The following is a 14,132-nucleotide window of genomic DNA, read 5'->3' on the forward strand; positions in this document are numbered from 1 at the left end:
GGGGCACGACATTGAACAAGGTCGACCAGGTCGACGACCGCGAGCTGCAGGCTTTGCGCCGCGCACTTAGCGATATGGCGGCGCTATCTTCGCTTCCGGCAATGTGGGTCAACGCGGATGAGGAACGAATAGGCGCCAGCCTCGCCGATGCTCTCATGCGGGTGCTTGATTTAAACGGCGTGCGCGTCTCTTTTGCCACTGAGCCGGGCAAAACCCTGGAAGTCAATCGGCTGCCGGACAATGGGTTAGCGGAGCTCCTGCAGGCCACCTTTCCCGCGCCAGGCGCGGGGGCGTCCTGCGATCTTAGCCCCCACGGCGGGCTCCGCGCATTCTGCACCGCTATCGGACTAACCGGCGCCGGCCGCCTAGACGCAGTGTCGGCGCGGCGAAGCTTTCCAAGCCAGGCGGAGCACTTGGCGCTCACGATGGCCGCCAATCAGGTCGCGATCGCATTGCAGAGGGCACGCGCAGAACGCGCGCTTCGGACGGAGACCGACGCGCTCAACCGCGAGCGTCACGCAGTGAACGTTCTTAACCGCAAGCTCGGAAGCGAACGGGACAAACTGCAGCGGCTATTCGAGCAGGCTCCTGGTTTCATGGCGGTCATGCGGGGTCCCGAGCACATTTTCGAACTTTGCAATCAGAGCTACTTTCGCCTGATCGGGGATCGCGACATCCTGGGTCGGCCTGTTCGCAGCGCGTTCCCCGAATTGGAAGGGCAAGGTTTCTTTGAAGCCTTGGACACTGCCTATACGACTGGTGCGCCCTACGTTTCGACTGCGGCAGCCATCGACCTCCAGCGCGAACCAAGCGGCCCGTTAGAGCGCCGCTACCTCGACTTCATCTACCAACCAATTTTCGATGAAAATGGTGAGATAACTGGCATCTTCGCCGAAGGACACGATGTCACCAAGCAGATCCAGGGTCAGGCGCAGCTCGCCTTCAACGAGGAATCCATTCGGCTGGCGACCTCGGCCGCGGACGTCGGAATCTGGGACCTCGACCTTACCTCCGAGCATCTGACCTGGTGCGACCGCACCAAGGCGATGTTTGGAATCTCGCCCGGAATGCCATGTAGCATGGCGGACTTCTATGGTGGGCTGCATCCTGAGGATCTCGAAGCTACCAGCGCTGCTTTTGCTTCCGCCCTCGATCCTCAGCGCCGCGCCACCTACGATGTCGAATACCGGACGATCGGCAAGGAGGATGGGATCACTCGGTGGGTCGCCGCCAAGGGCAAAGGTCTGTTCGAGGGCGAGCGCTGCGTTCGCGCGATCGGAACGGCCATAGACATCACGGCGCGGAAAGCAGCCGAGCAGGCCCTTCGCCGGACGGAGAATGAACTGCGGGCGGAAACCCGAGCGCTTCAGATCCTCAATCGCGCCGGCGCGCTGGTTGCGGCGAATCTCGATTTGGCCGAGGTCGTTCAGACCGTAACAGACGCCGGCGTTGAACTCACCGGAGCTAGCTTCGGCGCCTTCTTCTACAATGTTCTCAACGAAACTGGTGAAAGCTATACGCTCTACACCCTATCCGGCGCGCCGAGAGAGGCCTTTTCCAAGTTCCCGATGCCGCGCAACACGGCCATCTTCGCGCCGACATTTAACGGCGAAGGAACGGTGCGATCGGACGACATTTTGAAGGACCCCCGCTACGGCCATAACGCGCCCCGCAAAGGCATGCCAGATGGTCATTTGCCTGTGAGGAGCTATCTCGCCGTTCCCGTTCGCTCGCGTTCCGGCGAGGTGCTGGGGGGGCTGTTTTTCGGTCATCCTGAGCCGGGCGTCTTTAACGCCCGCTCTGAAGAACTCATGACCGGCCTCGCCGGCCAAGCAAGCGTTGCCATCGATAATGCCCGGTTGTTCCAAGCCTCCCAGAGAGAGATAGCGCAGCGAAAATCGGCTGAGGAGATGTTGCAGCAGCTGAACGCGACACTTGAAGAACGGGTTGCTGAAGAGATGGCGCAACGCGGAAAAGCTGAAGACGCCCTTCGTCAGGCGCAAAAGATGGAAGCGGTCGGTCAACTCACTGGCGGCGTCGCTCACGACTTCAACAATCTCCTCACTATCATAATCGGCGGCCTGGATACGATTCGGCGCAGTAAGCCTGGCGATGAAACCCGCGTTCGCCGCGCTGCAGAAATGTCATTGCAGGGGGCACAACGCGCAGCGAGCCTCACGGCCCGGCTACTAGCTTTTTCGAGACGCCAGCCACTGACCCCGCAACCTTCCGATCTCAACTTGATCATTCGCAATATGACGGATCTGTTTCATCGCACCCTCGGCGAGACCATCGAACTTGAAGGAGTGCTCGCCCCGCGGCTGTGGACCGTCGATGTGGATCCAAACCAGGTCGAGAGCGCGATCCTGAACCTTGGCATCAATTCCCGAGACGCGATGCCACAGGGCGGGCGGCTAACGATTGAGACAGCCAATGTTTTCCTTGACGAGCAATACGCCGCCACCGAGGCGGAAGTGGTCCCGGGTCAATACGTCATGGTGTCGGTGAGCGATACTGGCAGCGGCATGGATAGAGAGACGTTGGGCCGGGTGTTCGAGCCCTTCTTCACCACCAAGGAGGTCGGCAAGGGTACCGGCCTTGGTCTCTCCATGGTCTATGGTTTTGTCAAACAGTCGGGCGGCCACGTCGCCATCTACAGCGAACCCGGTACGGGCACGAGCGTCAAAATGTACTTCCCCCGCTATCGGGGCGAGGCTGAGTCGGGCACAGAAATTCAAGCGGCTCTCGCGCCACGCGGCCATTCGGAGGAGGTGATCCTAGTCGTCGAGGACAACGACGACGTGCGCGCCTATAGCGTCTCGGTGCTAGCTGAGATGGGTTATAGCGTCCTGGAAGCCCAAGATCCGGAGGCCGCTCTCAGCATCCTGCGAAGGCCGGACCGGATAGATCTACTGTTTACCGATGTCGTCCTGCCCGGGAGAAGCGGGCGGGAGCTGGCGGACTTGGCTGGGCAGCTGAGACCCGGTCTCAAGGTGCTGTTCACGACAGGCTATTCTCGTAATGCTATCGTTCACCATGGTCGTCTCGACGCTGGGGTACAACTCATCAGCAAACCGTTCACGTTCGAAAGTCTGGCGGCTCGCGTCCGGGATGTCTTGGATGCTGGATGAGGTAGAGCGCGCGTCGAGACTAATAGGCCGACATCTCACATGCAGCGCGCTGGTGTCCGTTCCTCGCCCGTTCCGGACCAACTGCGCTGGGTTCATTGTGTCCGCTGTTCGGGGTGGACCGGAAGTGACAGGTACAGGTGTGCACCGACGCATTTGACTCAAACGGGGCCAGCCTAGCTCCCGCTTCAGGGAGACGTCCTCCTATGGCCGAATTTGCATAGACGAGGCCATGCTTAGATGGACAATATTGGGAAGGTGCTGCGTCGTCGCCCTTGAGCCAAAAACCAGGAGGAAAAGAGATGCCCATCTCCGTTTCAATGATCGTCCTCAGCTCGCAGCTGGTCATGCCAGTTGCTGACGGTGTGCCAAGTTTCGACATCGCGCGGAGCTGCAAGCTCGACATCGCCGCCGCCACCGGCCTCTCCGTTGGTCAGCCGCTAAAAAGCTGTATCAGTGACGAACACAAAGCTAAGCAACAGCTCGCCAGCGGGTGGTCGAAATTCCCCGCGTCGAGCCGGGCAAACTGTGTGCCGCAAGAGAGCATTGGTGGGACGCCGAGTTACGTCAGCTTGCTGACCTGCCTGCAAATGGGGCAGTGGCTGCGCTAGCGACCTCAGCCGTAGTGATCATATTCACTCAGCGCAATCCGGACTTCACGAGCGAAGTCGACCAGCGCGACTGTAAACGCGGCGAGCGAAACAACAAAAAAGAGGGCGACGCCGCGCTCGTGCTGCAGCTGAAAGAACGCCGTTACAAAAGCGACGATCACGAGAAGCGTCACTGAGATACTTGCGATCACGGCCCAGAAGATCGCCCGATTCATCATCGCCGCGCGCTGCATCAGACGTGGCAGATCGGCCTTGAGCCGGGACCGGGCTGTATCGTCATCGGGGATCCCATTGAGGATTACCGTCCGGTCAACGATCCGGTTCAGGCGGGAGATCAGGATAGCGATGAAGGCCCCCAGTGCGCCCAGCAGGAAGGCCGGGGCCGCTGACTGCGATATGACGTGAGATAGCTGGGTTACGGAGGGCGTATCTGTCAACATTGGCGGACACCCCGTTCATGGACAGGCCCGAGCGTATAGGCCCCCGACTTACTCCCGTCACGTAACGCACCATCCACGGATCGACTATGCAAAATCGGCGCGGTCTGCATCGAGCCTTGGATCGGAGGGCAAATTATCAGCGGCGCACGTCGATGATGGTCGGATATCGCATAGGCGGATGACTGGGCCGCCTCGTATAGCTACTCGCGGACATCGGCCCGAGCGGGGTCATCTGTAAAGCCAGCGCTGTGAGCCTCCCAGGGAGTGATCCATCATGCTCAGCTACCATTTCCTCCGCGTAATGAGCCTTGCCGCCACGATACTTCTTGCTCCCGCGTTTGCGTCGGCCCAGCAGCCGCCACCGGGCGTCCAGGCGGGGATGTTGACCTGTAACCTTGCTCCGAGCATTGGACTAATTATTGCGGAAAGCCAGCGGATGAGTTGTAGGTATGTGCCCAACGGGGGATATCCGCCTCAGGACTACAATGGCGCGATGAATACGGTCGGGCTCGAACTCGGAATCAGCGCAGGTGGAGTGATGGCATGGGGCGTGTTTGCTCCTAGCCAAGGAGCGCCGATCGGGGCGTTGGCTGGTGAGTATGTGGGGGCCAGTGGCGACATTACCGTGGGGGTAGGTATCGGAGCCAACGTCCTCTTTGGCGGCTCTAATCGAACGATTGCTTTGCAACCGTTGTCGGTGGAGGGGCAGGCGGGTTTGAACGTATCGCTGGGGGTCTCGGGGCTCACGCTGGCTTTGGCGCCTTGAAGCCGATGGCGAGTCCAGCGATCAACCTGTGGCCGCGATGGCTCAGGGCATCGATTGTCGGAGCAGCGACAGCCGCGGCGATCGGCGGTGGATGGTTCGCGTATCACTATTTCGCCAAGCCCGTTGTGCTTACGGTGGCCGCCGGGTCGGCGGATGGCGAGGCGCTGGCGCTGATCTCGGCGATCTCCGCGCGCCTGACGGCATCGAACTCGCATGTTCGGTTGAAGGTCAGCGATGCCGCTACATCGGTAAGGGCTGCCGAAATGCTGGCTGGGCAGAAGGTGGACCTCGCCGTTGTCCGCGGCGACACAAGCGGTTTGGCTGACGCAAGAAGCGTGTTGCTCCTGACCCACGGCGTGGTCTTGATGATGGCCCCATCAGCTGCAAGCGCCGACAGTCTGGGCGATCTCCGCAACACGGCTATCGGCGTCGTCGGCGGAGCGATCAACCGGCCGGTAGTCGAGGCGCTGAAGCAGGTCTATCAATTCGACGGCGCCAGGGTCAGTTTTCAAGATGTTAGCCTCAACGACGCCGCAGGTGCGCTCGCGTCGGGAAAAGTTCACGCCTTGCTGACGGTTATTCCGCTGACGGAAGGATACCTCGCGAAGGCGAGGCAATTGTTTCAGCAGGAGCGCGCCAAAGGTTCGGCCGCAAAGCTGATCGAGATCGAAGCGGCCGGCGCGGTCGCCAACGTTGCGCAGTACTACGAGAGCTATGACATCCCGAAGGGCACCTTACGGGGCGCACCTCCGATCCCTTCCGATGACCTGACGTCGTTACGAGTTTCCTACGTTCTCGTCGCCAACAAGTCAGTCAATGCCGATGCGATCACCGATCTGACGCAGTCGCTGGTCGATGCGAAACGGGACCTACTGTCGCAATTTCCAATATTGGGCCAAGCCGCAGCACCGAGCACGGATGCGGACGCGCTGATTCCGATCCATCCGGGCGCCGCAACCTATTACAACGGCAGTCAGCAGAGTTTTCTCGATAAGTATGATGACAAGCTCTATTACGCTTCGCTGCTGCTGGGCACGCTGATCTCCATCCTCGTGGCGGCCTGGCGCTTCGCCCGATCCGGCACCGGGTCCGAGAGCATGCTGGAGCCCCTCTACGAGCTTGGCAACGAGATCAGGAATGCGAAAAGCGACGCCGAACTCGAGGATATCGAAAAAAGTATCGACGATATCCTGAAGAAGGAGCTTACGAAGAACGCCGGCGAAAACGCCGACAGCGCCGAGATGGCTGCGCTGGGACTTGCGGCCCACAGGCTACACTATCTGATGAGCCACCGTCGGATGCTGGTCCGTTCGACGGCGGTCTCCCCGACAGGGGCCACCCAACAGTAATATCGGTCTATCGCGTCACTTCACGATCCGGTGCTTCGTCGCCGTCACGGTGCTGGTCGGCGCCATCGGCGAGACCGAAAACGTCAGCCAGGTATTCCAGCCTGATGGCCGGTTCTCCGCCGCGAACTCACCGTAGGCTTTCAGGTTCAGGTATCCTTGCATGTCGCCGACGGGAAACAGGATCCCGGCTTGGGGGCCGATACCAAGTACGCGCGATCGAAAACCTCCGAGGATCGGATGCTGGCCGAAATCGTCGGTGATCTGCTGGTACCCATATCCGACAAGCCCGACGAAAAACTGCTTAGAGAGAAATTGCGACATTCCCCAATCGACATGGAAGTCGACACCGTTCTGGTAGTTAGTGGCGTCGTTTTTCAGATTGTAGGTAAAGCCCGCGACCGCCGAAAACTCCTGGCCCGCCGCCGGGTTAAAATAGGTATAGCCGCCGCCGGCATCGATGGCGGCATGGCCGATGCCGAGATTGGCAAGGCGGGTTGAGCTGTAGGCACCGACGGGGATGTCACCCGTCAGATAGGTCATGAAGTTGTGCACGCCGGCATTCCACTTCAGCGTTGCCTGCGGATACAGGTCGCCCACCGACGTGATTGAATCCTCGATGAAGCCGGTTCGGGTCACCGCCAGCGGGCCGACGGCTGCCGTCAGCGTGCCGTCGACACTGGCGCTCGAGCGCCCGAACAGGCCGGTGACGCCTATCGCCAGCTGTCCGCCGAGCACCGGCGTTCCGAAGGTATAGGTCGGATTGAGCAGAATGAGGTCGCCCTGCGCATTCAGATTTGCGTTCAGGCTGACAGCGACGTTGGCTGGGATCCTGCCGATCTGAATTTGCCTGGCCGCAGCCACCGCCCCAGAAGCCTCGACAGTGGTGTGATAGTAGACCGCAGCCATCGACCAGCCAGGTACGGCGGGAGCGGCTGCGAGGCTGCCAAACCGGCCAGGCAGCCAGTACGAAACGCCGCCTTCGTCGGCGCGGGACACGCTCGGAAGGGCAGCCAGCAGTGTTATCACTATGGCTGCGCTGGTATTCCAAGGACGCAAGCTTGGGGTTTGCTGAGATTGTTCGCGCGTCATCTATTTGCCCCTCAAAGTCAACTTCGGGTCAGCGTAGCGAGAAAACCACATGGCGCGGCTATGCAGATTCGACGCGGTGCAGAGTTTCGTCGCCGTTGTTGCCGGAATGCCACTTCGGATACGCTAGTTGAATGCGGGGTGTGCCACTACTACGGGCCGATATCGTCGCGGTGATGTTGAGTCTTTCGGCGCTTGAGGCGACTTACTGGCTTCGGCTTGCGACGTCCGCTGCAGAGTCTCCGAAGGGCTTTCTCCAAAAATGCGGCGATATTCAACCGAGAACCGGCCCAATTCTGCAAAACCATAGCAGGTCGCAACCTCTGTGACGGTTGTGAGGTTGCTGTCAGAGGACAACAGTGCGCGCCTTGCCTGCAGCAGCCTCTGCATGCGCAGGTGACGACAAGGGGGCACACCGTGAACATTGTGAAAGGCCTTGCGCAGCGTGCGCTCGCTGACGGCAAGGGCGCCGCAGAGAGCCGAAATGGCCAGCGGTGAATCCAGCTCTGCAAGAGCGATCGCCTCGGCTTCGACCACGAGATCGTGCCAGGTTCTGATCGTCCATCCGCTGGAAACGTCTGTAGGAGGTGATGGCAAATAGCGAATTGTCATCTAATGCCCCGGATTCTGTGATCGCGGTGAAAGCGCCGGACTTCAGGGGCAACTCAGCATCATGAGCGACAGTGCGCTACTGTACCTGAGGGCAAAACCTTTAGTTGATCGGCCTTCAGCGAGGCGCGGCCGGGGCCCTCGCGGCGACGAGCTATGAGGCGCTCTCGACGTCGGGCAAGGGCCGGGGCGCCAGGATTCCTGTTCGCTCCGCCACCGAGACTGCCTCCGCAAAAGAACCGACTTCAAGCTTCTGCATGATCATTTGTCGATGGTACTTGATGGTTCGCTCGGAAGTACCCAGAGAATGCGCAATCTGCTTGTTCATCTTGCCGCGCACCATCAACGCAAAAACTTCGTTCTCGCGGGGAGTTAGTTTCGCGACTAGCGTTTTTAGTGCATCGAGCCGGCCAAGATTCTGCTGAGCTTCGTGAAGGCGTAACAGCGCGCGCTCGATCGCTGCCAACAGCGTCTGCCTGGGAATGGGCTTGGACAGAAAGTCTTCTGCACCCGCCTTGATCGCGCGAACGCTCATAGGAATATCGCCGTGAGCGGTCATGAAGATGATGGGCCACTGATGCGATAGCTTGGCGAGCTCCTGCTGAAGCTCCAGGCCGCCGATCGTAGGCATTTGCACGTCGAGCAGAAGGCAGCCCGGTTTGGCGTCGTGGATGCTCTGCAAAAAGGCAGCCGCCGAATCAAAGTCGACCACGGCATAGCCCGAAGCCTTCAGCACGCGGGAGATCGCGGGGCGAAACGATGCGTCGTCGTCCACGATGTAAACTACGGGCGCGCCCGTCATTCCAATTTCTCGCCCTCGTCGCGACCCGCCGGCCGAGGCCCGAATAAATTCCGCATGTGATCCGCTGCGTGCACCGAAGCGTCGGCCGAGCCTGCGGTAGAGCAAAACACCGGAGATGCGAGATTAAGCGGTGGCGCCCCGGCGGTCAACGCGGAGCGTGTATGTATGCAATATGCAAGCCGGACCGGCTGGCCCGATATGAATTTGTACAATCCAGAGGGCGTTACAGGTATGCCGTATATGAGCTCACCCAAACCAGAATGGAGGCGAGCATCCCAATAACCCCCGCATTTGGGGCAAATGCAGTTGCGTTTCCGGACATGCCCAGCCTGAGCGACCCGCCGCTCAGTTCATCCGGAATAGAGATCACGGCCGGAAAACCGGACGCGCCGCCAATCGCGTTGGTCCGCGCCAACGTCCCCGATGCGGCAATCTGTCCCTGACCTATTCCCTTTGGAATTCCAGTGATTTTGGCGTGATAAATGCGGCCTGGATCATTGTCGAAGACGATATTGACGGGTGCGCCGGCCTTTATGGTCTGAAATCCGTTCTGCGCAAACATCCCGACAATTGTAATTTCATTCTCCACGATGAACGACATGGCTGACCGCAATTGGAAGGCGCGATCGCCCACCGTCAGGGCCACCGCCGTCGCGAAGCCGTCGGCAGGCGCGCGGATCGTTGTTTGCGCCAACTCCCAAAAGGCGCTCTCCAATTGCGCCTGCATTTGCGCAACCGTCGTGTTGACCCCGCCAATCTGCGAATCGAGAGCCAATTTGGCACTTTGCTGGGTTGCCCTGGCGACGTTGAGTTGTGCCCCTACCGTCTCGAACTGCACCTGAGTGTCCTGCTCTTTGAACTCGGTGTTGGATCCGCTGGCATACAGTTTCTGGATGTCTTGAAGGCGCTTCGCATTGTACTTGTATTGGGCCTCGAGGCCGGCAACGTTTGCGGTCGCCTGATCGTAATTTGCTTTCAATATTTGTGTTTGCTGTTTGGCTGCGGCTAACGACGCTTGCAGTTGCGCCACTTTATATTGGAATGGCGCCGGATCGAGTTGAAACAGAACATCACCTGAATTCACGGCTATGTTCGGCTTCACCGGAATTGCGATCACCTGGCCGGTGACGTTAGGTGTCACTTCGATCACCCGGCCCGTGACGGTGACCTTCCCTGATGGCGTTAAATGATTGAACAGCGCAAGAAATGTCGCGAGTATGAATGCGCCGATCAGGATCGAAATAGTCCCCGATAGCCAGCCCCAACGGACCAGCTTCAGCTTGGAAAATATCACCCACATCGCGAGCACATAAAGGCACAAGATAATAACCACGGGCGGCCCCTCTCGTTTGGTGGCGTCAACTGCTCATTTGCCGGGTGTGCGCCGGGACGCGCTATGCAAAATCGGCTCGTACCGGTCGCTGTTCATTTTTGGATGATTTCAGCAAATTCTTTACGCTGCCGGTTTTTGCATAGCCGATCGCGCGAAGCCTCCTCATACTTGTGAGCGAGCGTGATCATCCGAGGCGTGGTCATCCCATTCACAACAGAAGAGGCAGACATGAAGCGCACAAGGCTGGCACAAATTGCGGGAATGTTGGTGATTTCGGCATTGATTGGTCCCATTGCGGCCTTCGGACAGACAGCTCCGGCCCCCTTGAAGACAATCGGTGCGGCTTCAGGGCAAGCCAAGTCCGAGCTCGTGCCGTCGCTGTTCGTGCTCAATTCGCGCGGTGCTACCCTGCAGGGCGACGCCCTGACCATGACGGGAGTAACGCCGAACTCCATCATCTTCGCGGACCGGCCGGTGCGCGCCGCGGGTCACCAGCCAACCGCCGACGTAATCGCAGAGTGGGGATCCGGCGACGACAGCTTTGCCAAAAACCCGCCGAACGCGACCGTGTCGGTACTCGGCAAGGACGGCTCGGTGAAGGACGCTGTTGTAGTGCTGAAAAATCCGAAGCTTGAGGGCGACAAGCTCACCTTCAACGTCCAGGTCCTTGAGGGCGATCTGGCCGGGGCCGACGGTGCGGCCGCGCTCTTCATCGATATCATAGGCCGGCCGTTCACGCCGATGTCGTTTGCCGGCGTTGCCCGCCGCACGGCGTTCAGGGGCGCGATGTATGCCGGCGCTGCCGGGGCGGCTGCTTATGGAGCGGCTGCGTACTACCATCCATACGCGTATCCCCGTCCGGCGTGCGGCTACTATCCCTATCCGCCCTGTTATTGAGACCTGCGAAAGGCGGGGAGGCACCGCTTCCCCGTTTGCACGGCGTCTCGATCGGGGAATCGTCAGCGCATTTTTGAAGTGAACCAAACGAATCCGATTGAACGGGAATTTTCAATGAACATCACTCGACGAAATCTCACCTTGGGCGGCATCAGCCTACTGGCCGGCGCTTCCGCAAGCACCATCAGCCGTGCCGAACTAGGTTCGTTCCTCGGAATCGAGGAGGGCGTCGAGGATTTCCTGCTCGCCACCGATGCCTACATCTTTGGCTATCCGCTGGTGACCATGGAGATGACGCGGCGCGTCATCACCAACGTCGCGTCTCCGGTTGGAACGCGCGGGCCGATGGGCCAGATCATCAAGCTGCGGCAATATCCCGATGCATCGTTTCGCGACGTTACCGCGCCGAATGCCGACACGCTCTATACGACATCTTTCTTCGATGTCGGCAAGGAGCCGTGGGTGCTCAGCATTCCCGACATGAAGGGTCGTTATTTCTTGCTGCCGATGCTGGATGGCTGGACCAGTGTCTTCCAGGTCCCAGGCAAGCGCACCACCGGGACTGGCGCGCAGACCTGCGCAATCACCGGCCCTGGCTGGAAGGGCTCGCTGCCCTCGGGAGTCAAGGAATACAAGTCGCCCACCGCCATCGTTTGGCTGCTTGGGCGCATCTACTGCACCGGCACGCCGCAAGATTACGCCGAGGTGCACAAGCTGCAGGATGAGTTCAAGCTGGTGCCGTTGAGCGCATACGGCCAGCCCTACACACCACCTCCGGGGACCGTCGATCCATCGATTGACATGAAGACGGCGGTGCGCGAGCAGGTCAACCGCATGGATGCGGTGGCGTACTTCACGCTGTTGTGCAAGCTGATGAAGGACAATCCGGCGTCGGCGGCTGATGCGCCGCAGCTGGCGAAATTCGCCAAAATTGGTATCGTTCCCGGCGAGGATTTCGACACCAGTAAGCTCAAGGCGGATTTCGTCAAGCGGGTGCCCGAAGTCGCCTTCGACCGGATCATGCTGCAGTTCAAAATCAACAAGGCTATTACGGACGAGAACGGCTGGGCGTTCACAACCAAGACCGGCATCTACGGAACCGATTACCTGATGCGCGCGCTCGTCACCGCGATCGGGCTTGGCGCCAATCGGCCAGAAGACGCGGTCTATCCGACCTCGCAAAAGGATGCTGAGGGCCGCAAATACAATGGCGCCAACAAATACGTGATGCGTTTCGCCAGGGGCCAGTTGCCCCCGGCGGAGGGATTTTGGTCCCTCACGATGTATGACTCCGGCTATTTCTTCGTCAACAACCCGCTCAACCGTTATTCGATCAGCGCGCGCGAGAAGCTCAAGTCGAACCCGGACGGTTCGGTTGACCTCTACATCCAGAAGGACACACCCGGCAAAGACAAGGAATCCAACTGGCTGCCGTCGCCTCCCGGCGATTTCATCCTGATGCTGCGTCTGTATTGGCCGCGCGAGAAGAACCCCTCGATCATCAATGGATCGTGGAAGATTCCGCCAGTAGCGAAGGTTGCAGTCTAAACCATAAACCAGCGCCGGCTTTCGACACCGGCGTCGGACCGCGCAAACACAATCGTCCCTAAAGAGGAGTCAGCACTATGTTGACTAAACGCGATCTGCTTTGCTCTGCTGCGATGACTGCGCTCGTCGCTACAACGGCAAAGTCCACGTCAGCAATTGCGCAGAACAAAGCCGATTGGCCCAGGCTGTTAGAGGCCAAGGATATCGCCGAGCAAGGCTTCATCTATGGCCTGCCAATCGTCATGAACTACGCCATCATGTACGAGTACGCGATAGATCGCAATTCGGGGCAGTTCAAGGCACCGTTCAACCAGATCAAGAACGAACCCAACGTTTACACTTACAAGGACACAGCAATCGTCACGCCGAACAGCGACACGCCGTATTCCTTCGTGTGGCTGGATTTGCGGGCGGAGCCGGTGGTGCTGTCGGTGCCGGCGAACGACCCGAAGCGCTACTACTCGATCATGCTCTGCGACGGCAATACCTACAATTACGGTTATGTCGGTACACGAGCCACTGGGAGCGAAGCTGGCGACTACATGGTGGTCGGGCCCGACTGGAAGGGTGACACCCCGGCCGGCATTAAGCAGGTGTTCCGTTCGAGTACACAGTTTTCCCTCGCGGGGTATCGCACCCAGCTTTTTGGCCCGGATGATCTGGACAACGTCAAGAAGGTGCAGGCTGGTTACAAGGTGCAGATGCTTTCGGCCTATTTGAAGCAGACGCCGCCAGGGGCCGCGCCAACCGTCGACTTTCCGAAGATCGACAAGGAACTCGTGAAGACCAACTTCTTCGAGTATCTCGATTTTGCGCTGCAGTTCGCACCGCCGGAGGCCAAGGAGATGGAGATCCGCGCTCGGCTCGCGCGCATCGGCATTGGTCCAGGGAGAACCTTCAGTTTCAAGGACCTGCCACTGGAGCATAAGATCGAGCTTGGCCTCGGCATGAAGGAGGGCCAGCGGAAAATCGACGAGGCCGTCGCCAATGCCGGCAAGGCGATCAATGGCTGGCGGGTTAGCGGTCTTCCAGGCAATAGCGCCCACTACAATGGCGACTGGTTGAAGCGTGCCGTCGCCGCTCAGGCCGGCATTTATGGCAATGACCCGGCGGAGGCGACCTATCCGTACACGCGCATCGACAGCGATGGTCGGACGCTCGATGGCAGCAAGGGCAACTACACCCTCACGTTCCCGGCAGGGCAGCAGCCGCCGGTGAATGCCTTCTGGTCGCTCACTATGTACGACGGAAAGTCGCAGCTTCTAATCGAAAACCCGATTAACCGCTATCTGATCAACTCGCCGATGCTGCCGAATATGAAAAAGAATCCGGATGGATCGCTGACGCTTTACATCCAGAATAAGTCGCCGGGCGCGGACAAAGAGGCCAATTGGCTGCCCGCTCCGAATGACACGATCTATCTGGTGATGCGGTTGTACTGGCCGAAGACCGAACCACCTTCGATCCTGCCCCCGGGGGAAGGCACTTGGAAGCCGCCCGGTATCCAAGCGGCGCAATAATTATCCCCGACCCGGCTGCCGGATCCGTCGCCGCGCAGCTCGG

12 protein-coding genes are annotated in these 14,132 nt (G+C 59.5%); 7 read left to right on the forward strand and 5 right to left on the reverse strand.

Features of this window, described 5'->3' with window-relative positions:
- Window positions 1-11 precede the first annotated feature (11 nt).
- Together IVB40_RS08575 and IVB40_RS08580 are read left to right on the forward strand one after the other, a co-directional pair.
- On the forward strand, window positions 12-3,131 hold the full coding sequence (locus IVB40_RS08575; protein ID WP_247818604.1) for a GAF domain-containing protein: 3,120 nt from the start codon (window positions 12-14) through the stop codon (window positions 3,129-3,131).
- Between the two features lie 299 nt (window positions 3,132-3,430).
- A complete protein-coding gene (locus IVB40_RS08580; protein WP_247438657.1) occupies window positions 3,431-3,739 on the forward strand; it encodes a hypothetical protein in 309 nt (102 codons plus the stop codon).
- Between the two features lie 5 nt (window positions 3,740-3,744).
- On the opposite strand, the gene IVB40_RS08585 is transcribed toward IVB40_RS08580, so the two are convergent.
- Window positions 3,745-4,179, reverse strand: coding sequence for a DUF2721 domain-containing protein (locus tag IVB40_RS08585; protein WP_247438655.1), 435 nt, complete (start codon window positions 4,177-4,179; stop codon window positions 3,745-3,747).
- Window positions 4,180-4,453: 274 nt separating this feature from the next.
- Here IVB40_RS08585 and IVB40_RS08590 point away from each other — a divergent pair, with 274 nt between their 5' ends.
- Window positions 4,454-4,945: a DUF992 domain-containing protein gene (locus tag IVB40_RS08590; protein ID WP_247356815.1), complete on the forward strand. Its 492-nt coding sequence runs from the start codon at window positions 4,454-4,456 to the stop codon at window positions 4,943-4,945.
- A 5-nt stretch (window positions 4,946-4,950) separates the two neighbouring features.
- Window positions 4,951-6,294 (forward strand): TAXI family TRAP transporter solute-binding subunit, encoded by a 1,344-nt coding sequence (locus IVB40_RS08595; RefSeq protein ID WP_247438665.1) that lies wholly within the window; start codon window positions 4,951-4,953, stop codon window positions 6,292-6,294.
- A 15-nt stretch (window positions 6,295-6,309) separates the two neighbouring features.
- On the opposite strand, the gene IVB40_RS08600 is transcribed toward IVB40_RS08595, so the two are convergent.
- The 4 genes from IVB40_RS08600 to IVB40_RS08615 all read right to left on the reverse strand — a co-directional run bounded on the left by IVB40_RS08600 (window position 6,310) and on the right by IVB40_RS08615 (window position 10,124).
- Complete coding sequence (locus IVB40_RS08600; RefSeq protein ID WP_247438653.1) at window positions 6,310-7,383, reverse strand: transporter; 1,074 nt, start codon at window positions 7,381-7,383, stop codon at window positions 6,310-6,312.
- Between the two features lie 123 nt (window positions 7,384-7,506).
- Window positions 7,507-7,992 (reverse strand): helix-turn-helix domain-containing protein, encoded by a 486-nt coding sequence (locus IVB40_RS08605; RefSeq protein WP_247438651.1) that lies wholly within the window; start codon window positions 7,990-7,992, stop codon window positions 7,507-7,509.
- A 151-nt stretch (window positions 7,993-8,143) separates the two neighbouring features.
- Entirely contained in the window at window positions 8,144-8,791 is a 648-nt protein-coding gene (locus IVB40_RS08610; protein ID WP_247438649.1) for a response regulator, read from the reverse strand.
- 223 nt (window positions 8,792-9,014) lie between these two features.
- Window positions 9,015-10,124 carry a biotin/lipoyl-binding protein gene (locus IVB40_RS08615; RefSeq protein WP_247438648.1) on the reverse strand — a complete coding sequence of 370 codons (1,110 nt, stop codon included), beginning with the start codon at window positions 10,122-10,124 and terminating at the stop codon, window positions 9,015-9,017.
- A 228-nt stretch (window positions 10,125-10,352) separates the two neighbouring features.
- Between IVB40_RS08615 and IVB40_RS08620 the strand changes: the two genes are divergently transcribed.
- The 3 genes from IVB40_RS08620 (at window position 10,353) to IVB40_RS08630 (ending at window position 14,089) form a co-directional block, all read left to right on the forward strand.
- Window positions 10,353-11,021: a hypothetical protein gene (locus IVB40_RS08620; protein WP_247818605.1), complete on the forward strand. Its 669-nt coding sequence runs from the start codon at window positions 10,353-10,355 to the stop codon at window positions 11,019-11,021.
- Window positions 11,022-11,135: 114 nt separating this feature from the next.
- On the forward strand, window positions 11,136-12,569 hold the full coding sequence (locus IVB40_RS08625; RefSeq protein WP_247438646.1) for a DUF1254 domain-containing protein: 1,434 nt from the start codon (window positions 11,136-11,138) through the stop codon (window positions 12,567-12,569).
- Between the two features lie 77 nt (window positions 12,570-12,646).
- Entirely contained in the window at window positions 12,647-14,089 is a 1,443-nt protein-coding gene (locus IVB40_RS08630) for a DUF1254 domain-containing protein (protein WP_247438645.1), read from the forward strand.
- The last annotated feature ends 43 nt before the right edge of the window (window positions 14,090-14,132 follow it).

The organism is Bradyrhizobium sp. 40 (assembly GCF_023100925.1).
Lineage (GTDB): Bacteria > Pseudomonadota > Alphaproteobacteria > Rhizobiales > Xanthobacteraceae > Bradyrhizobium.